The organism is Dehalococcoidales bacterium, from assembly GCA_035529395.1.
Taxonomy (GTDB): Bacteria; Chloroflexota; Dehalococcoidia; order Dehalococcoidales; family Fen-1064; genus DUES01.
Map to the genome: position 1 here is coordinate 12,170 of DATKWT010000179.1, position 18,895 is coordinate 31,064.

The following is an 18,895-nucleotide window of genomic DNA, read 5'->3' on the forward strand; positions in this document are numbered from 1 at the left end:
ACACCACCCCCACTGTCATTCCCAGGGGTGTTGGCGACAAAGCAATCTCAAGACAGGACATCACGTGAAGGGATGATTATGTCAAAAGCCAGGGTCCTGCTGAGCCCTTTCGACCGCCGGGACATACCCCCCTTCATGAAGCTTTCCCATGACCCGGAGCTGGTCAGCACGATGGGCTGGCGGCCGTTCGGCCCGGATGAAGAGGAAAGATTCGTCGCCACCATGAACGTACTCTCCGTTCCCTACGCCGGAAGCGGTCCGCCGATTGCGTTCGGCATCCACGCCGCCGGAGTCAACCGGACCATCGGCTACGTGTGCCTCAAGGGCATCGATGACGCGAGGGCTAGCACCGAACTCGGCATCGCCATCATGGAGAAGGAGTACCGCAGCCTCGGCTACGGCACAGAAGCACTCCGCCTTGCCATCAGGTACGCCTTCGAGGAACTGGGGTTGGACCTCGTTGCGCTCACGGTCTACCCTGACAACACGCGGGCTATCAGGGCCTACGAGAAGACGGGCCTCGGGAGAACCCGCATTCTCGAAAAGGCGTGGCTGCAACCCGATGGCGACTACGTGGACATTCTGCTGATGGAGTTGAGAAAACCGCCGTATACACCTTGACATACCGCCATACAGCGTTCAAAATGGCGGCACAATGCCTGTATCCAGCGTTCAGACTCAAAGGGGGAATAGCAGACCATGAGTAATCCTAATGGACCATATCCCGGAAGACAACTGTTTCTCGGACTGACAGCTGGCGGAGAGCCGGCCTTCGCCTATCTCGTCACCGGCCGCAACCCGCAGAGCAGAGAGCGAAGGGCTGTCCGCGTGGGGGACGGAATAAGAATCGGGCCGCTTGGCCATACTGAATACGACCCGCTGCGACACTACACCGCCGTGCAATTCGACGCTCCTTCCGGTATCGTCGTTGTGAGTAATGGGATTCAGACCGAGGCCATATTCGAGACCTACAGGCTCCTGTTCAACACGGATTCCGCACCCGCCCGGGGCTATATGAAGAAGATACTGGACGGTGCCGGTGCCGAACCGGACAGTTACCAGACACCCAGGATTGCCGGGACCATTACATATCGCCGTAGTGCCGCGGAGCCGGTATTCATCACAGGAATAATAACCGGAGGCCCGTCAGCCAGTACATATCGAATCAAACCGGAACCGGGGGGCCTGGCAGGGATCTCAACGTACCGGGGCGACATGGAGTCTCCCCGGGCCTTTGACTCTGATTCTGAATTGCCCCGGCTGCAGTGCACCGGGAAGACCGCCGAAGACCTGGCGGAATACCTGTTCGAGATATCGGCGGCTACCTACCAGGGACAGGACATAAGGGTATGCTCTATCGGTGGCATATGCGCTCGCGACGGCACCTGGAGTCTTTACATAAAGAACCAGCACCAGGAATAGTAGTCGCCTGCCTCCGAACGAGGGTATCAGGACTGAAAGGAGTGACCCATGGTCAAACTGGTCTATTGCTTACGTCGCCTGCCCCACCTCTCGCGGGAGGAGTTCCAGACCTACTGGCGCGAAAACCACGGCCCCCTTGTGCGCCGCACCTCCGGACCGGTCAACGTCCACCGCTACGTCCAGATTCACACCATCGACTTCCAGCGACCAGCCGGCGCCCGACAGGCAATCGAGCGGCCGGAACCTTTCGACGGTGTTGCCGAACTGTGGTATCACAGCATCGGGGACCTTATTCCGGAAGACCCCTCTCCGGAGCACCGCCAGTCGATAGCCGCCCACGTTGAGGATGAGCAGAGGTTCATTGACCTCCCCAGGTCTCCCCTCTGGTTCGCCGAGGAGCACCCCTTCATCGAAGAGATACCGGAAGCACCGGCTACCGACGGGCAGCCCGACTCCCGGGTCAAGCTGGTCTACTGCCTGCGCCGGCTGCCCCACCTCTCACGGGAAGAGTTCCAGACCTACTGGCGCGAAAACCACGGCTCTCTGGTACAGAAACAGAGGGAACCCCTGGGCATCCGCCGCTATGTCCAGGTGCACACCAGATACGACGAGGTCAACGAAGCCCTGCAAGCCGGACAGGACCGCCCGGAAGCCTTCGACGGCGTCGCCGAACTCTGGTGGAACAGTGTTGAGGACTATGCACCTGAGAATCCCGGTCCGGAACGCCAGGAAGCTGGTCGGGCCCTGTTCGAGGACGAGCAGAAATTCATCGACCTCTCCCGTTCACCAGTCTGGCTGGGCAGGGAGTACGTCTTCATCGACAACCGGTAGTGTGCTGACGTGAAAATCGAGCGCTTCCCGAACAACCCGATTATCAGGCCCGACATGAAGGCCCGTATCGGGAGTAACATCAACGGGCCGTCGCTCATTCGCACCCCGGAATGGTTGCCCAACCGGCTGGGCAGGTACTATCTCTATTTCGCTCACCACCAGGGCAAATTTATCCGCCTGGCCTATGCCGACCGACTGGAAGGACCCTGGGAGATATACGAGCCAGGGACATTGCACGTGAAAGACTCGTTCTGCATCAACCACGTGGCCTCACCTGACGTGCACGCGGATGATGAAGCACGCCGGATTAGGATGTACTACCACGGACAGACGGAGTCAGGCAGGCAGGAAACACACGTGGCGCTATCTGCTGACGGAATTAGCTTCCGCCCCTCTCCTGAGAGATTGGGCCTTCCATACTTCAGGGTCTTCCGTTGGAACGGCTACCACTACGCCCTGGGTATGCCGGGAAGACTCTACCGGTCAAAGGACGGCCTGACCGACTTTGAAGGCGGGCCGGTCCTCTTCAGCCCCAACATGCGCCACAGTGCCCTCAAGCTGGACGGGACCACCCTCAAGGTATTCTACTCGGACGTAGGCGACGCCCCGGAGCGAATCCTGTTGTCCACCATTGATTTGACGCCGGACTGGACAAACTGGCGGGAGTCAGAACCGGCTACCGTTCTTGAACCGGAGCTTGAGTACGAAGGGGCGGACTTGCCGATTGAACCCTCGGTGCGGGGTTGGGCACCGGAGAGGGTAAGGCAGTTGCACGACCCGGCTATCTTTCGGGATAACGGCGAGACCTATCTGCTGTACTCGGTGGCCGGCGAGTACGGGCTTGCCATTGCCCGGCTTGTGGAGTAGGATAGCTGCACCTCGCAAAGGAGGCCTGCCATGTCCGATGATATCGTAGTCAAAGAGGCAAAGAATTGAGGGGCATCTTGCTTGCGGGAGGAGGCAGGTAGTGGAAACAGCGCGCTTGTTGAAAAGAAGGCCCTGGGGAATAGCAGGCGCAGTGCTGCTGCTTGCGGTGATAGCGATTGCTGCTCTGTCTCCCGTCATAACACCCTACCAGTACAACCGGATCGACATAAGAAGCAGACTGGAACCGCCCGGCGCTGGCCATATCCTGGGCACCGACGACCTCGGCCGTGATGTGTTCAGCCGGTTACTGTACGGCACCCGCCCCTATGTGCAGGGCGGCCTGGTGGCAACCGGGATGGCCACGGTCCTCGGGCTCCTTCTCGGATTCCTCTCCGCCGGCTTTGGAGGAAGGACCGACTCCATTCTCCGGAGAGCAGTGCTTGTCCCGGCGCTTCTGGCAGGAGTGGCAATCCTGGTGACCCTCGTGGAGTGGGCAATTCCATCCAGCTTCGTCTCGTTTTTTGGCTTCCTGATGACTTCTGCTTCCGTGGTGGGCCCACCCGTGTCCGTTACGGTGGTCGTCCCGGCACTGCTGTCCCTTATCCTCCTGCCGTCGGTCTACGACCTGGCCCGTAATGCTTACCTGTCGGCAGGAATTGTTCGGCGCTTGCCGGATGTGCAACCTGTCCGGCAGGACCCCACCTTCAGTCTTCGAGCGCTCGGGCACAGCCTAAGACCCCTTGCGCCTTTGACAGTCGTGAATCTGGGTGTGGCAGTGGGAATGGCTGTACTGGTTGTCGCTCCTTTGAGCTATTACGGGCTCGGTGTTCCCCCGCCATTCCCGTGCTGGGGTAACATGCTGAGCAGCACCGGACTTCGTGAATTGGACGCGGCTCCATGGATTCTGGTATCCCCCGGCATCGCCATCGGGCTGACAACACTGGGTGCTATCGTGTTCGGGCTGGCACTCCGCGAGGTCTGGTTTCCGCGCTTCTCCCGGCTTTTCCGGTCACCGAAGGTGAGCCACATACCCCCAATAGAGAGGCACTGCTCATGAGGAGAGGGGAGAAGATGTTTATGATAAGGGCGACGAAAAAGGGGAGCCCGGAGGGGCGAAAGGGTTTCTGAGCAGCCAGCTACGGCAGCCCGCGGGGTTCCATCGGCGGGCAGTAGTACACCGCCGGGCCGGTACCGGCATCGGGCAGCAGCACGCAGGTATTCCCGGTGGCCACCAGCTTTGATACCTCGCTCTCCGGATCCGCCAGGTCACCGAAGTACATCGCTTCAGTCTCACAGCAGAGCACACAGAACGGTTCCAGTCCCTGGTCTATGCGATGGGAACACAGTGTGCACTTGCTCACCAGGTTCGTTTCAGCGTCGAAGTGCAGCACCTCATAGGGGCAGGCTGAGAGGCAGAGCTGGCAACCATCACACCTGTCCCTGTCCACCAGGACAATACCATCATCGCGCCGGTATATCGCACCGAGTGGACAGGCATCGATGCAGGGCGGCTCGGCGCAATGCATGCAGGGCGTAGGCTGGTAGTACATGCTGAGATTGGGATACCGACCACCAGCGGTATCCATGCCGTCGCCACCAACGGTGATGACTTTTATCCAGGAACCCTGCTCGATGCCATTCTCCAGCTTACAGGCCATCGTGCATGTATGGCACCCGATGCAGCGCTCCAGGTCAATTACCAGACCATATCTCCCGGACACTTCTCTCCCCTCGAACCTCACGCCTTCTCTACCTGTACCAGGACATCATTGAACGCCATATTCGGTTCATAGATTGCATCCTGGGCAGGATTTATCGCATCGTGGCTCAGAGTATTATGTCCCCCCTCGCCGAATTGGTCAAACCACCACCCCTGGGGGATGTTCACCACTCCGGGCTGGATACCCTCGTTGATTTTGGCCTCCAGCTTTATCCTTCCGCGGTCGTTATAGACCACCACGGCGTCGCCCTCTGTGATACCGCGGCTGGCGGCGTCCTGCGGACTGATATCCATGACGGGTCTCGGATTTATCTCAAGCAGCCAGGGTATATTGGCAAAGCTGGAGTGATGTCTGAACCGGCTGTGCACCTGAACAAAGACCAGGGGGTACTTCTCCGCTTTCTCGGAGCGGCCGCTCTCCAGAGGTTCCTTGTACAGCGGCAGCTCCTCGCCGAGTGGCTTGAGCCTCTCTACGTAGAACTCCACCTTCCCGGAGGCTGTGCGGAACTGCCCTTGCGTGAGCTGCGTTCCCGGGAGTACCGGCACCGGGTTTATCCTGGCCGGACCTTCCCTGAGCCCGGCGACATCGATTCCCTCGACCGACGGATGCCCCGAATCAAGCAGAAGGTCGACAAATCCCTCCTCGGTCTTGTCGAAGTACTCCCCGAAGCCCAGCCGTTTCGCCAGGTCGCTGAGAATGGTGATGTCAGACCTGGACTCATAGAGAGGCTCGATTACCTTCTGCTGGAGCTGGAGATAGGGGGCAGGGCCACCCACCATGTCAGAGAACTCCAGGAAGGTACAGACCGGCAGCACGATATCAGCATATTTGGCGGTATCATTCATGAATAGTGCGGTATCAACGATGAAGTCGAGTCTGGGGAACAGCTCGTTGATGATTTTGTACGAATCGGCGCACTGGTTCACGAAATTCGTGAAGGCAAACCAGAGGGCTTTGAGAGGGTACGGCTTCTCGGTGAGTATCGACGGGTAGGTATTAAGAATACCCATGCGGGAATAGGACCGTTCCGCGTCAGGTTGCAGGAAGGCATCCCAGTTGAGCACCAGCCGACGATGCCCGGCGGCACCGGGCACTATGATATTGCCGGTAATAGCAGCCAGGGTACACACGGCACGGAAGGTGAGGTCGCCGTGATAGTGGCGCCCCAGCCCGTTGTTGGTGTAGATGTTAGCCGGTTTGTTAGTAGCGTAGGCCAGGGCCAGCTTCCGAATGGTATCTACCGGTACATTCGTGACCTCCGATGCCTTCTCCGGTGGGTACTCCGCGATGAGGTCGGCAAGAAGCTGAAATGCCGGACGACACTCTATCCCGCCCACGTGGTAGGTGCCGGTCAATACCGCCGACACCCCCGCCTCATCGACCGACCGGGGCTGGTTGGTCGTCGCGTCCCACACCATATACCTCTCGACGCCACCCGGGGTAATATCGCTCTCCCTGAGAAAACGGCCGCTGCTACTGCGTACCAGAAACGGCCCCACGGTATTAGTGCGAACAAAGTCCTCGTCCTGGAGCCCCTCCTGCATGATTACGTTCATCATCCCCAGGGCAAGGGCGGCATCTGTACCCGGTCTTACCCGCACATACTCATCAGCCTTCGAAGCTGTGACCGTGAAAACGGGGTCAACGACAACAAGTCGGGTACCCCCCTGCTTGTAGGCCAGGAGAGGACGCATCATGAAGGGGGTCGACTCAGCAGGATTGGTCCCCCAGCAGATATTCAGCTTCGGCTCACGGAAGGCGGAAATAAAGGCTCCCGGGGCGTGGGCACCGAACATGGCCGTGGCGGCGCAGGGACCGGCGGAATCACCGTACCCCCAGGCACTAACCCGCGTCCCCTGGAAGAGGCTGGCAAAACGGGTATAGGCACCAAACTTCACGTTACCCGAACCAGGACCGCCAAGCACAAACCCTACCGAGTGGGAGCCGTACTTATCGGCTATTTCAGTGAACCGGTCCGCGATAGTGTCCAGGGCCTCCTGCCATGACATCCGCTGCCACTTACCTTCGCCCCGCTCACCCACTCTCTTGAGAGGATATTTCAACCGGTCAGGGTGGTAGAGCATCTGTAGACTGGAAAGACCCCGGAGGCAGATGCGGCGCAGCCGACGATCCGGGAAGTCCGCCGGTTCGAGCTTGACCACACGGCCGTCTGCCACGTGAGCCAGTATTCCGCAAGCATTGGCGGCACAATGGGCCGGACAGGCGGTCCGCACCACATGCTCTTCGGTACCGCTCATCTTACTCCTCCCCACGCGCTGAATCGGATACCCTTAGAGGATGCTCCCTGCGTGTCTATCCCCCGTAGGATAGACCATTCCTAAAAAGTATGTCAATCGGCTGTACTCGCTCAGTACATTAGTGACACTCCGGTACAGCCGATTCTGGTTGCCACCGGAGAGTACCTGTGTGTTTTGTTATGGTACTGGCCACCTCCTCATGTGGCAATGCCTCATCCCCCTAACCCCTTTCTCCTCCCTCACTCTGTTATATCACCCTTCCGTCTGAACGAGAGCATCGGCCGGTCGCAAGGTGAACCGGTTGATTGACGTCGTTCGGAGTCATTATTGTTGACATCTGGCGCAGAGAGGAGTAAAATCCCCGTCTGGTGAAGTACGAGGCTGCCACAGGTACCGGAAGCAACTTGACCAGGCCTTCAATTGGTGCCATTATCATAGAAAGGCAGTACCGGCCGCAGGGAGACGTAGCGGGGTGACGAATAAAGATATTCTTGAGTCAGTGCCGACAACTCGGCAGGGTGACCGGATATTCCGGAGACGAAGAAGACCCCGAAAGGTGCTACGTTCTGTTTATCGGAGCATTCTCAGGCTATGCAGGAGCAGGACCGGCGGGTAGCCGGGAATGAAATAGATGTATGTCATCATCGCAGGCTCGGGGATTGTTGGCTTCCATATAGCCTCCCTGCTCACTGAGGGAAAGCACGAAGTAACCGTAATCGAGCCATCCGAAGAGGTGGTGGACAGTCTCCACAGCCAGCTTGACGTCAAGACTGTGCTGGGAAACGCCGCTACACCCACAGTCCTCAGAGAAGCCGAAGTCAGCCGCGCCAACCTGGTTATTGCCGTCACCAATAACGACGAGACCAATATGCTGGTCTGCTTCCTGGCTAAGGAGCTGGGGGCGGCGATGACAGTGGCCAGGGTCCGCAACCCGGAGTACACCGGCTACTTCGTTAGTGCCGCTAAATCGCCTTCAGCCCCACGGAAAATTATCCGGCCCAAAAGCCTGGGTGTCAACCTCTTCATCAATCCCGAGGTTGAAGTGGCCGAGAAAATTAAGGGCGCACTGTCGAGCCTCTACCCCTCCCCGGTTGAGAGCTTCGCCGATGGCCGCGTCCAGATAAGGGAGTTTCGGGTCGATGAAGGCGAACTGACCGACAAGCACCTGCAAGACATCGTCTTCCCGCACCCCTGTGTTGTAGCCGCAATTCTGCGTGGCGGGGAAATAACAATACCCGGTCCCGATGAGCATATTACCACGGGTGACCACGTTTACCTGGTCGCCCGGAGCGATTCCATGGACGATTTCGGCGGGATGTTTGCCCGGCCTCAGCGTCCGGTAAGGAGCGTGGTGTTTTACGGTGGGGGACGCATCGGCTTCCTTGTCGCCGAAAGCCTGGAGAAACAGGGGATTACCGTCAAGGTAATCGCCGAGACCTTGAGCCGGTGCCAGGAAATCGCCGCCCAGTTGGGACGGGCTACAGTCCTTGAGGGCGACGCAACCGACCGCGATTTTCTCATCGAGCAGGGAGTCCCATCAGCGGATGCATTCGTTGCCGCCACATCGAGTGACGAGCTCAACATCCTCTGTGGCCTCCTCACCAAGAGCCTGGGAGTGCCACGTAACATAGTGGTCACCAACAAGCCGGGTTACATACCCCTGGCAGAAGAAATCGGAGTCGACCTCGCGGTGTCACCCTTGCTCCAGGTTGCCAGCAGAATCAGCCACTTCGTTCTTCACGGTGGTGCTATTGCGGCACCCTTTATCGGAGGTAAGGACCTGCAGGCAATAGAGTTTGTGACCAGCTCAACGGCCCACATCGCGCAGCAGAGCCTTGCCGAGGCAGGTCTACCCAAGGACTCGATAGCCGCGGCCATAGTCCGTGACGACAAAGTCACCATCCCGCCAAACGACACCGTGATACGACCCGGCGACCACGTTCTGATAGTATGTCGTCCTTCAGCCACCCCTGCTGTGGAGCGGCTTTTTAAGTGAAGCTTAGCAGGGTGCTGAAAAAGGGGAGTCCAGAGGGATTCCGCCCCTTCTCAGGGGCGCCCCCTTATGGCAGGGGTGTCTGGGCGTCATTCTTACAGAATGACGTTAGCAGAATCCGAAACCAGATTCTGCCGGTGTCCCCCAGATATAATATTTTCCCCCTTCCGCAGAAGGCTCCTTCCTGGCCAGGAAGGGGGTCAGGGGAATGGTCGAAAGGGTTTTTCATCACCCTGTTAGAAAACAATGAGAATTAGGGTTGTCTGCCATTACCTCGGGCTGCTCATCGCCATCCTCGGCTTCTTCATGCTCCTCCCCCTGGTCTGGAGCATCCTCAACAGGGAACCTGCTTCCGCCGCCTTTGCCACCTCGGCAGCCATCTGCGCCTCCTTCGGTCTCCTCCTGTATTGGCTGATCCCCGTCGGTGAGGGCAAGTTGAGCCGTCGGGAAGCGATTCTGGTAGTTGCCGGCGGCTGGATACTGGCTTCTCTTTTCGGTACGCTTCCCTACGCTCTGGCAGGGACCTTTCCCAGCTACGCCGACGCCTGTTTTGAGTCAGTATCCGGCTTCACCACCACCGGGGCTACAGTTCTGACGTCCATCGAGACCCAGTTCGAGAGTATCCTGCTCTGGCGTTCCATCACCCAGTGGCTTGGCGGCATGGGCATAATAACACTCTTCGTGGCCCTGTTTCCGATACTGGGTATCGGCGCCGCCCACCTTGTTGAGGCGGAGATGCCGGGAACGGAAGCCGGTCGGCTGACGCCACGCATCCGCGACACCGCCAGAGCCGTTTGGTTGCTGTACATGGGTTTCTCCGCGCTGGAACTCATTATGCTTCTCATCGCCGGTCTCTCGCCATTTCACGCACTGACCGTCACCTTCAGTACCATGCCTACCGGTGGTTTCACCGGCACCAATCTCAGCATTGCTGCTTTTGACAGTGTATTCGTCGAGGGGATTGTCATCTTCTTCATGATGATGGCCGGTGTGAACTTCGGGCTGTTCTACTTCCTCCTCTGGAAACGCCAGGCACGGCAGCTCCTCAGGAATCCGGAGTTGAAGGTGTATTTCGGTCTCCTTATCGTCGTTTCCCTGCTGATTGCACTCAACCTGACCGCCGACCTGGGACTATCGGCGGGAGAGGCCTTCAGACAGAGCACCTTCCAGGTGGTATCCATCATGACGACTACCGGCTTCACCACCGCCGATTTCGATATCTGGCCGACGTTCGCAAGGGCTGCCCTGCTCATGTTGATGATAGTAGGAGCCTCGGCTGGCTCTACCGGAGGAGCACTCAAGGTCATCCGCCTCGTGGTGCTCATCAAGTACACCTACAACCAGGTCATACGCGCCTTTAACCCACGGGTCGTGGTCCCGATAAGATTGGGGAAGACAATACTGTCAGACCGGGTTGTATCCAGGATTATCGGAATGACAGTCCTCTACTTTCTCACCCTGATAGGCGGTTTCCTGGTGATGAGCGCCGTGGGCCTTGACCACGAAACCGCAATGTCTTCCGTTATCGCCAGCGTGGGTAATGTGGGCCCTGGTCTGGCCCTGGTAGGACCGACGGCTAATTACCAGTTCATCCCACCTCTTGGCAAAATCGTACTCATGGGCTGTATGCTGGTGGGGCGCCTCGAGCTCTTCACGATGCTGGTGCTGTTCACTCCTTCGTTCTGGAAGTGGCGCTAGCCGAATGACCGAGGAAATAACCCTTCCACAAACGCTATTGTAGTTTTTCCCTGACAGGGATATAATATCCTTTGCTCTATAATCAAGGGCATGTGAGGGAATGGAGTTTCATAGAATCCTGGTGCCGGTCACCGGCACCGAATCAGACGAGGAGGCGGTCAGGCTGGCGTGTCGGCTGGCCAAGAGGGACAAGGCTGACATTCTGGCCGTCTATGTCATCCCGATAGAGCGCACCCTGCCTCTGGACGCTGAAATGGCGGGTGAAGTCGAGACAGCGGAAGCGGTTCTGGACCGCATGGAGGGAGTTGCCGCCGCAGAGGGCTGCACCATAACAACAGACCTCTTGCAGGCTCGCGAGGCTGCACCGACCATCGTTGATGAAGCGGTCGAGCGGGAGGTCGACCTTATCCTGATGGGCGCATCCTATCAGAGGCGTTTCGGGCAGTTTAGCCTGGGTAGCACAATCCCCCACGTACTGAAGAATGCACCCTGCCGTGTGATATTATTCCATCAGTACTTCCCCATAACTGAGGTTTCAACATGAAAGTTGTTATCATGGGCTGCGGACGAGTGGGTGGCCGCCTGGCGGGATTACTGGAGAGTGACGGACACGATGTCACCATCCTGGACAACGATTCCTATAGCTTCCGCCGGCTGCCGCCTGGCTTCAGAGGGACCGCCCTGCTGGGCAACGGCATCGATGCGGACGTGCTCCGCAGAGCCGGCATAGAGGAGGCCGATGTCTTCGTGGCAGTGACCCAGGGAGATAATCGCAACGTCATGTCATGCCAGATTGCCAGGCACATCTTCAACGTACCCCGGGTGGTCTGCCGCATCTATGACCCCCTGCGCCGGGACCTGTTCGAAGAATTGGGTCTGGAAGCGATAAGCCCGACGACAATCTTTGCCCAGATACTCAGGGAGAAACTCGAAGCTCCGGGGCCGCAGAGAGAAGCCCGGGCTGAGGAGTCCTAGCCATGTATATCATAGTCGTTGGCGGCGGCAGGGTCGGTTACTACCTGACCAAAGCCCTGCTGGCCGAAGGACACGAAGTCCTGGTACTGGAGAGGAGTGCCACCATCTGCGAGGCCCTTGATGAAGAACTGGGCAGCATCTGCGTGCGCGGGGACGGTTGCGAGACGACTACCCTGAGCGAAGTCGGCACCGGCCGGTCCGATATGCTCATCGCCGTGACCGGTGACGATGAAGACAATCTGGTCGCCTGTCAGGTCGCCAAGCACCTTTTCCATGTTCCCCGCACCATCGCCCGGATAAGGAATCCGAAAAACGAGGAAATCTTTAAGGAACTGGGCATTGACGTTACCATCAACAACACCAACATCATCCTGGAGAATATTGAAGGAGAGGTGCCCACGCACAGCCTGACACACTTGCATGACATCAGAGACAAGGGACTGGAGCTCGTGCAGGTGAGAATCCCCGAGAACGCCAGTACGGTCGGCAAGACGGTAAAGCAACTGGAACTGCCAAAAGATAGCGTGCTGTCCCTTATCATACGCAAGTCTCGCCGGCCGATTGTGCCTTCCAGCAACACCGTTCTCCAGGCAGAAGACCAGGTGATAGTCGTTACCTCCCACGAGTCTGAAGACGAACTCCGTGCTGTCCTGAGGGGCGAATAGACAAACACAACCCTGACGAGCCCTGATTTCCGGCAACCGCCGGATTTCCGGCAACCACCGGATTTCCGGCAACCACCGGATTTCCGGCAACCGCTGGCGCGAGGAGGTCTCTAATTAGTCCGGGTAAGCTCAACCGGTTCTGGACGACGGCGGCCCTCCTCCTGATTGCCGTCACTATCACCGGCAGTCTGATTACCTGGGCAAGATGCAGCCCCGGCCAGCCTATTGAGATTTCACTGCCGCCGGAAGAGGAATCCGAAGGCGGCATTGCCATCAGTGGTGCGGTTACCAACCCGGGATACTACCCACTGACCGGCAGCGACTCGTTGGAAGCCCTTCTCAGTGCTGCCGGAGGTACCACCGAAGAGGCCGACCTCACCGGCCTGGAACTCTTCGTTCCCGAGACGACGCAGGGGCCGCAACCCCAGAGAATCGATATCAACCGGGCCGAGGCGTGGTTGCTTGAAGCCCTGCCCGGGATAGGCCCCTCCAGAGCACAGGCGATAGTAGACTACCGGCAGAAGAACGGGCCGTTTCGCAGCACAAACGAGCTGATGAAGGTGGAGGGCATCGGGGCTGCTACCTATGAACGAATCGAAACCCTGATTACCGTGGCTGACTAATCCTCAAGGTGGGAGAGCGTGTCGCTTATCTATCTTAGCTGTGCCTGGGTGGCTGGTATCTTCCTGGGCTCAGTATTCGGTCTTCCCCTGCCGTTCCTGCTCATCGGTCTCCTCCCTCTACCCTTGCTCCTTGTGCGCCCTCTGCGCCGGAAGGCCACTGTCCTCGCCATTCTCTGTCTACTTGTCCTCTGCGGAGGAACCCTCCGTTTCCAGTCAAGCCTGCCGGTCCTTGATGAAGACCACCTCCAGTTCTACACGGACACGGGCACCGTGGAGATGAGGGGAACAGTGTCCGATGACCCGGAAACCGGTGATAAAACCGCGCAACTCCGCTTCTCCGTCCGGGAAATCCGCATTGCCGGTCAATGGCAGGCGGTATCCGGGACTGCCCTGCTGTTCGTGCCGCCATATCCTTCTTACGACTACGGTGACGTTCTCCAGGTAACCGGCAAGCTAGCCACGCCGCCGCAACTCGACGATTTCGACTACGCCGCATATCTCGCCCGACAGGGAATTCAGGCTACGATGCTCTACCCCGGGATAGAGGCCCTGGACACGGGAAAGGGCTCCCCAGCACTGGCCTGGATATACTCTTTGAGGCACACTCTATCCCAGTCCCTGGCGGAGATTCTGCCCGAACCGCAGGCATCACTGGCCCAGAGCCTTATCCTGGGCATGCGCAAGGGCATCCCATCATCCCTGAAGTCGGACTTCGCCCAAAGTGGCACCACACACCTGCTGGCCATTTCCGGCCTCCATCTAAGCATTATTGCGGGCATGCTGCTGGACATCGGCGCCCGTCTCTTCGGCAGAAGACGGTACGGACATATCTGGCTGGCCCTGGCCGGGGTCTGGCTCTACGCCGTGATTACGGGGATGAACCCACCGGTGCTCCGGGCAGCGATAATGGCGAGCCTCTTCCTGGCCGCCGGGATGCTGGGCAGACAGCGCAGCGCCATCACAGGACTTGCCTTCGCGGCGGCGATAATGACAGCGGCAAACCCCCGGACCCTGTGGGACGTATCATTCCAGATGAGCTTCCTGGCAATGGCCGGACTCATCTCTGTCTCGCCTTTCCTGCAGTCCTGGGGCAGAGAGGCGGTCAACCGGGTATTCGGTGAAGACGGCGCCGCGACATCAGCGGTGCGGTACGTCACGGACAACCTCAGTATAACCCTGGGAGTACTGGTTACCGTCTGGCCGCTGATTGCCTATTACTTCGGCATCATATCACTGATCGCCCCTCTGGCTACGTTCCTGGCCCTGCCGGCACTGCCCTGGGTCATCGTCACCGGAACACTGACCGCCGGGCTGGGGCTCATCATCATACCTGTCGCCCAGGTAGTGGGCTGGCTGGCCTGGCTCTGCACTTCCTGGATGCTCCTGGTCGTAACCGGCCTGGCCGGTATCCCCGGGGCATCCATTGAGGCAACTTCGGTCAATGCCGGGCCGGTACTGGCCTACTATGTGGCTTTCGCCGCCGCCATCTGTCTCAGGAAGTACTGGCCGCAAGCATCCGGCGCGGTCCAGAAGGGCACCAGCATCCTTGGCGGACTCTCCAGGAAGCGGGTCTTACTACCTCTGGCTGCGGTGGCGGTTCTGGCAATCATCGTTGCAGTGGACATGCCCGACGATAACCTGCACGTCAGCTTCCTGGATGTCGGTCAGGGGGATGCCATCCTTATCCAGACACCATACCACCAGGATATTCTCGTGGACGGTGGTCCCAGCCCCCGGGATGTGGCCCTGGCATTGGGCAAGAAAATGCCCTTCTGGGACAGGACCATCGACCTTGTCGTGCTGACTCACCCCCACGCCGACCACATTACCGGCCTCCTCGAAGTCCTGCGCCGCTACCGGGTGAAGCAGGTACTTTTCCCACCCCTGGATGACGGCTCCCCGCTCTGTGACGAGTGGCTCAGCCTCATCGAGGAGAAAGGGATAAAGCAGACTATCGCACAGGCAGGACAGCAAATCGACCTGGGCACGGAGAGGGTCACGATAGAAGTGCTCAACCCCCTGGTACCGCCCCTGGCCGGCACCGTGTCAGACATCGACGACAACGGGGTAGTAATGAAGATATGTGCCGGTCAGGTCAGCTTCCTGCTTGCCGCCGATATTTCATGGCAGACGGAATACGAGCTACTCAGACGCCGCGCCAACTTGAACAGCGTGGTGCTCAAAGCAGGGCACCACGGCTCGGATACCTCCACCAGCCAGGAGTTCCTGGCGGTGGTTGATCCCTGCGTGGCGGTGATATGTGTGGGTGAGGACAACAGGTTCGGGCACCCTGCCGAAGGAGTCACACGTAGACTGATGGAAGAAGTCGGCGCTGACAATATCTACCGCACCGACCTCAACGGCACTATAGAGTTTATCACCGATGGCGAGGGGCTGTGGGTAAGGGTGGAGAGGTAAAAGGGACTTTGCCAGGCAGATAACCGTCACCATTGCCAATCGACTGGATAAGTTAGCATAATTTAAGCTATGATTGGATGTACTACAATACTATGGAGGTGCCAGTGTTAAGGGATATAGTGCTAAAGAACAGAAGCTATCGGCGATTCTACCAGGATGTTGCAATAGAGCTCGAGACATTAAGAGAGCTTGTTGACCTGGCGAGATTATCGCCGTCAGCAGCCAACCGACAGGCCCTGAAATACATTCTTTCCAGTGACCCGGAGAAAAATGCCTTAATCTATCCGAATATTCGCATGGATGGTAACCCACCTGAAGGCGAAAGACCGTCAGGGTATGTCATCATCCTTGAAGATACAACGATAAAACTTATTCTGGCATGTGACTACGGGATAGCGGCCCAGACGATTCATCTGGGTGCCGTAGAAAAGGGTCTTGGCGGCTGTATGATAGGTAACGTTGACAGGAACGGACTCCGCAAAGCCCTGGAGATACCTGCACAATATGAGATTTTGCTGGTACTGGCCCTGGGTAAACCAATAGAAACGATGGTTATCGAGCCTGTTGGGGAGGATGGAGCTACCCAGCAATGGTGGGATAACGACCGTGTGCGCCATGTTCCCAAGCGCTCTCTGGATGAGCTTATCGTGGGTTAAATCGCTACTGATACCTGTGTTGTCAACCTGCACCCCGGAAACCGGTCGTCAACCATGAGCATAAGGCTAGCAGGCTAATTGGTGAGCTGCTGGCCTTTGCTTTTCTTATTATCATTGATCCTCACCTTGACTACCCACATCACTACCGCTTTATGTCTACCGCGTATCAGTCTCCAGAGCAGGACTCCTCCACGATGAAGTCTTCCCGGAAAACATCTACCGCGCCGACTAGCACAGCATAAGTAGAGTTCATCACCGATGGCGAGGGGCTGTGGGTGAAGATAGGGCGAGACACAGACCTTCTGGACATATCGAGGTCTTGACACGGGTGCCCGTGAGGAATAGACTCAAGTCTGTGCATGGCAAGGGAGCGGAAAGTAGTACCTGGCAAAGGAGGTGATGCGTATGGCAGACGATGGCCAGTCGCTCACTGGCGGCCGGATGAGAACTGGCTACTTCCGAGCGGCAGACCCAATAGTCCGGGACAGCTTACGAAAGGAGAACAACAGACATGGCAAAGTACCTGCTACTCTGGGAACTGAACCAAGACAAGATGCCCGATGACCCGAAAGCGCGCGGCGAAGGTTGGGCCATGATGCTTGATATGATCAAGCAGGACCTGGAAACCGGGATCCACAGTGACTGGGGAACCTTCGTCGGCGAGATGAGGGGATACACCGTCATGGAAAACGACCCGGTGGAACTCATGAAGCTCATCCAGCGTTTCGCCCCTTTCGTCGTCTTCGAAGTGCACCAGGTAGTGTCCGTGGACGACGTCATGAAGGTCGCCAAGTCCCTGTCCGGTTAGCAAAGCGAAGTACATTGGATGGCGTACCTGAGAGGCCAGCAGACCAAGGATAGCCTGCTGGCCTCTGCCTTGTGAGGGCCATTGTCAGCGCCTGCGGCACGCCCACGCCGGTCGGACCGCCTTGACCCTCCCGGTGCGAATCCCCTAGAATGGCTTCAGTGGACATGAAATACCAGACCCATCACTATCGATTGGAGCAGGCGTCATGAGAGAGGTAGTGGTACTGGGGGCGGGCCTTCACCGCTACGGCATCTACCCGGACAAGACCTTCATTTCCATGGGCGTGGAAGCATGCCAGCTCGCCTTTTCCGATGCCGGGATACAGTGGCCGGACGTTGAGGTGGGCTACTGCGCCTCGGGAAACCAGACCGCCTTCAGCGGGCACGCTATCGCCGGTAGCCTGGGCACCTTCGGGGCCACCATGACCAATGTGGAGAACGCCTCGGCAAGCGGCTGTTCCGCCTTCCGCGAGGCCTACCTGGCCATCACCTCCGGCCTGCACGATGTCGCCATCGCCATCGGCGTGGACAAGCTCCGTTCGTACCGGCGTTCCTCTTCCTCAAAAGGCGAGGATACGGTCAAAGCACCGGAGTCCACCGGAGCAATGATGGGATTCGCCTTCCGCGCCCGGGAGCACATGGCCCAGTACGGCACGACGATAGACCAGCTGGCCAGGGTAAGTGTCAAGAGCCACCAAAACGCCAGCTTCAACCCCTACGCCCACTTCCAGGAGACGGTGACTCTGGAGGAAGTTCACAGCGCCCGGATGGTGGTCGACCCTCTGACCGTTCTTCACTGCTGCCCCTGGGACGAAGGTGCCGCCGCAGTTGTTCTTTGTGCCGGTGAAGCAGCCAGGCGCTTCACGGATAAGCCCTGCCCCAAAGTGCTCGCCTCCGCCTGTACCGGCCTGACCGGGGGCGACCCGCTGGTAGACCTTACCCAGGTCACGGCATACAAGGCGTATGATATGGCTGGTTGCGGACCCGAAGACCTCAAACTGTTTGAGGTCCACGACGCCGCCACTATCGAGGAAATCCTCTACTACGAAGCCCTGGGCTTGTGCCCGCAGGGTGAAGGCGGGCGCTTCATCGAAAGCGGTGCCGCTGATATAACCGGGCGCAGTCCGGTCAACACCAGCGGCGGCCTGATATCCATGGGACACCCCATCGGCCCCACCGGGCTGGGCCAGATTGTCGAGATACTGTGGCAGATGCGCGGGCAATGCGGAGGCCGCCAGGTACCCGGCAACCCTCGCCTCGGCCTCGCCCACATGGTCGGTGCCGGCGGTGTCTGCTTTGTTCATATACTGGGGATGTAGGCGTCTGACGGATTATCCCCTGCATCATTCGGCGCGGTGTCCCATATCCACCCCCCCCCCCCAACCCGAACGGTTGTGCTACAATAGGGCATGGCCACCAGGACCCTGATGCACATTGACCTCGATGCCTTCTTTGTATCCGTGGAGCAGGTGCTCAACCCGGAACTGAAGGGCAAGCCGGTGGTCGTCGGAGGGAGGCCGGACCGGAGGGGCGTGGTCGCCGCCGCCTCGTACGAGGCACGCGCTTACGGCCTGCACTCCGCCATGCCGCTGGCCACTGCCGTACGCCTCTGTCCCCAGGCTATCTTCATCGAAGGCAGCTTCCCCCGGTACCGGGAGGCCTCCGGTAAGTTCATGGCCATTCTGGCCGACTTCTCGCCCTTCCTGGAACCATTAGGGCTGGATGAGGCCTTCCTGGACGTCACCGGCTTCGAGTCGCTCTACGGCTCCATCCACCGGATGGCGCTGGCAATCAAGCAGCGGGTCAGGGAAGAGCAGGGACTGTGTGCCTCGATAGGCATTGCCGGCTGCAAGGTGGTCGCCAAGGTCGCCTCCGACCTCTCCAAGCCGGACGGTCTCATCGAGGTGCCGACGGGAGATGAGAGAGCTTTCCTGGCACCTCTGGCTATCGATAAGCTGCCC

At 58.6% G+C, this 18,895-nt stretch carries 18 protein-coding genes; 16 read left to right on the forward strand and 2 right to left on the reverse strand.

Going from position 1 to position 18,895, the window contains the following annotated elements; genetic code table 11:
* The first annotated feature begins 78 nt into the window (after nucleotides 1-78).
* The 5 genes from VMW13_11060 (at nucleotide 79) to VMW13_11080 (ending at nucleotide 4,177) form a co-directional block, all read left to right on the forward strand.
* Entirely contained in the window at nucleotides 79-621 is a 543-nt protein-coding gene (locus tag VMW13_11060; GenBank protein ID HUV45352.1) for a GNAT family N-acetyltransferase, read from the forward strand.
* A 78-nt stretch (nucleotides 622-699) separates the two neighbouring features.
* Nucleotides 700-1,422, forward strand: a complete 723-nt coding sequence (locus VMW13_11065; GenBank protein ID HUV45353.1) for an IMP cyclohydrolase — start codon at nucleotides 700-702, stop codon at nucleotides 1,420-1,422.
* Nucleotides 1,423-1,470: 48 nt separating this feature from the next.
* Nucleotides 1,471-2,253, forward strand: a complete 783-nt coding sequence (locus VMW13_11070) for an EthD domain-containing protein (GenBank protein HUV45354.1) — start codon at nucleotides 1,471-1,473, stop codon at nucleotides 2,251-2,253.
* Nucleotides 2,254-2,262: 9 nt separating this feature from the next.
* Nucleotides 2,263-3,120, forward strand: a complete 858-nt coding sequence (locus VMW13_11075) for a hypothetical protein (protein ID HUV45355.1) — start codon at nucleotides 2,263-2,265, stop codon at nucleotides 3,118-3,120.
* Nucleotides 3,121-3,220: 100 nt separating this feature from the next.
* The gene (locus VMW13_11080) at nucleotides 3,221-4,177 is read left to right on the forward strand and encodes an ABC transporter permease (protein ID HUV45356.1); all 957 of its coding nucleotides are present in this window, start codon (nucleotides 3,221-3,223) and stop codon (nucleotides 4,175-4,177) included.
* 79 nt (nucleotides 4,178-4,256) lie between these two features.
* Here the strand turns inward: VMW13_11080 and VMW13_11085 are convergent, their stop codons facing one another.
* Both VMW13_11085 and VMW13_11090 read right to left on the reverse strand, forming a co-directional pair.
* Nucleotides 4,257-4,841, reverse strand: coding sequence for a 4Fe-4S dicluster domain-containing protein (locus VMW13_11085; GenBank protein HUV45357.1), 585 nt, complete (start codon nucleotides 4,839-4,841; stop codon nucleotides 4,257-4,259).
* A 17-nt stretch (nucleotides 4,842-4,858) separates the two neighbouring features.
* Nucleotides 4,859-7,099 carry a molybdopterin-dependent oxidoreductase gene (locus VMW13_11090; GenBank protein ID HUV45358.1) on the reverse strand — a complete coding sequence of 747 codons (2,241 nt, stop codon included), beginning with the start codon at nucleotides 7,097-7,099 and terminating at the stop codon, nucleotides 4,859-4,861.
* A 631-nt stretch (nucleotides 7,100-7,730) separates the two neighbouring features.
* Between VMW13_11090 and trkA the strand changes: the two genes are divergently transcribed.
* The 11 genes from trkA to VMW13_11145 all read left to right on the forward strand — a co-directional run.
* A complete protein-coding gene (gene trkA, locus VMW13_11095; protein HUV45359.1) occupies nucleotides 7,731-9,095 on the forward strand; it encodes a Trk system potassium transporter TrkA in 1,365 nt (454 codons plus the stop codon).
* 243 nt (nucleotides 9,096-9,338) lie between these two features.
* The gene (locus tag VMW13_11100) at nucleotides 9,339-10,790 is read left to right on the forward strand and encodes a TrkH family potassium uptake protein (GenBank protein HUV45360.1); all 1,452 of its coding nucleotides are present in this window, start codon (nucleotides 9,339-9,341) and stop codon (nucleotides 10,788-10,790) included.
* A 100-nt stretch (nucleotides 10,791-10,890) separates the two neighbouring features.
* Nucleotides 10,891-11,334, forward strand: a complete 444-nt coding sequence (locus tag VMW13_11105) for a universal stress protein (GenBank protein ID HUV45361.1) — start codon at nucleotides 10,891-10,893, stop codon at nucleotides 11,332-11,334.
* On the forward strand, nucleotides 11,331-11,765 hold the full coding sequence (locus tag VMW13_11110) for a TrkA family potassium uptake protein (GenBank protein HUV45362.1): 435 nt from the start codon (nucleotides 11,331-11,333) through the stop codon (nucleotides 11,763-11,765). Before VMW13_11105 ends, VMW13_11110 begins: the two co-directional genes overlap by 4 nt.
* 2 nt (nucleotides 11,766-11,767) lie before the next feature.
* Nucleotides 11,768-12,430 (forward strand): TrkA family potassium uptake protein, encoded by a 663-nt coding sequence (locus tag VMW13_11115; protein ID HUV45363.1) that lies wholly within the window; start codon nucleotides 11,768-11,770, stop codon nucleotides 12,428-12,430.
* 272 nt (nucleotides 12,431-12,702) lie between these two features.
* Nucleotides 12,703-13,053 carry a ComEA family DNA-binding protein gene (locus VMW13_11120; protein HUV45364.1) on the forward strand — a complete coding sequence of 117 codons (351 nt, stop codon included), beginning with the start codon at nucleotides 12,703-12,705 and terminating at the stop codon, nucleotides 13,051-13,053.
* 18 nt (nucleotides 13,054-13,071) lie between these two features.
* A complete protein-coding gene (locus VMW13_11125) occupies nucleotides 13,072-15,471 on the forward strand; it encodes a DNA internalization-related competence protein ComEC/Rec2 (GenBank protein ID HUV45365.1) in 2,400 nt (799 codons plus the stop codon).
* A gap of 104 nt (nucleotides 15,472-15,575) precedes the next feature.
* The gene (locus tag VMW13_11130) at nucleotides 15,576-16,127 is read left to right on the forward strand and encodes a nitroreductase family protein (GenBank protein ID HUV45366.1); all 552 of its coding nucleotides are present in this window, start codon (nucleotides 15,576-15,578) and stop codon (nucleotides 16,125-16,127) included.
* A 511-nt stretch (nucleotides 16,128-16,638) separates the two neighbouring features.
* The gene (locus tag VMW13_11135; GenBank protein HUV45367.1) at nucleotides 16,639-16,935 is read left to right on the forward strand and encodes a DUF3303 family protein; all 297 of its coding nucleotides are present in this window, start codon (nucleotides 16,639-16,641) and stop codon (nucleotides 16,933-16,935) included.
* A 205-nt stretch (nucleotides 16,936-17,140) separates the two neighbouring features.
* On the forward strand, nucleotides 17,141-18,253 hold the full coding sequence (locus VMW13_11140) for a thiolase family protein (GenBank protein HUV45368.1): 1,113 nt from the start codon (nucleotides 17,141-17,143) through the stop codon (nucleotides 18,251-18,253).
* Nucleotides 18,254-18,343: 90 nt separating this feature from the next.
* Nucleotides 18,344-18,895, forward strand: a 552-nt coding sequence (locus VMW13_11145) for a DNA polymerase IV (GenBank protein HUV45369.1), incomplete at its 3' end; no start/stop codon positions are given.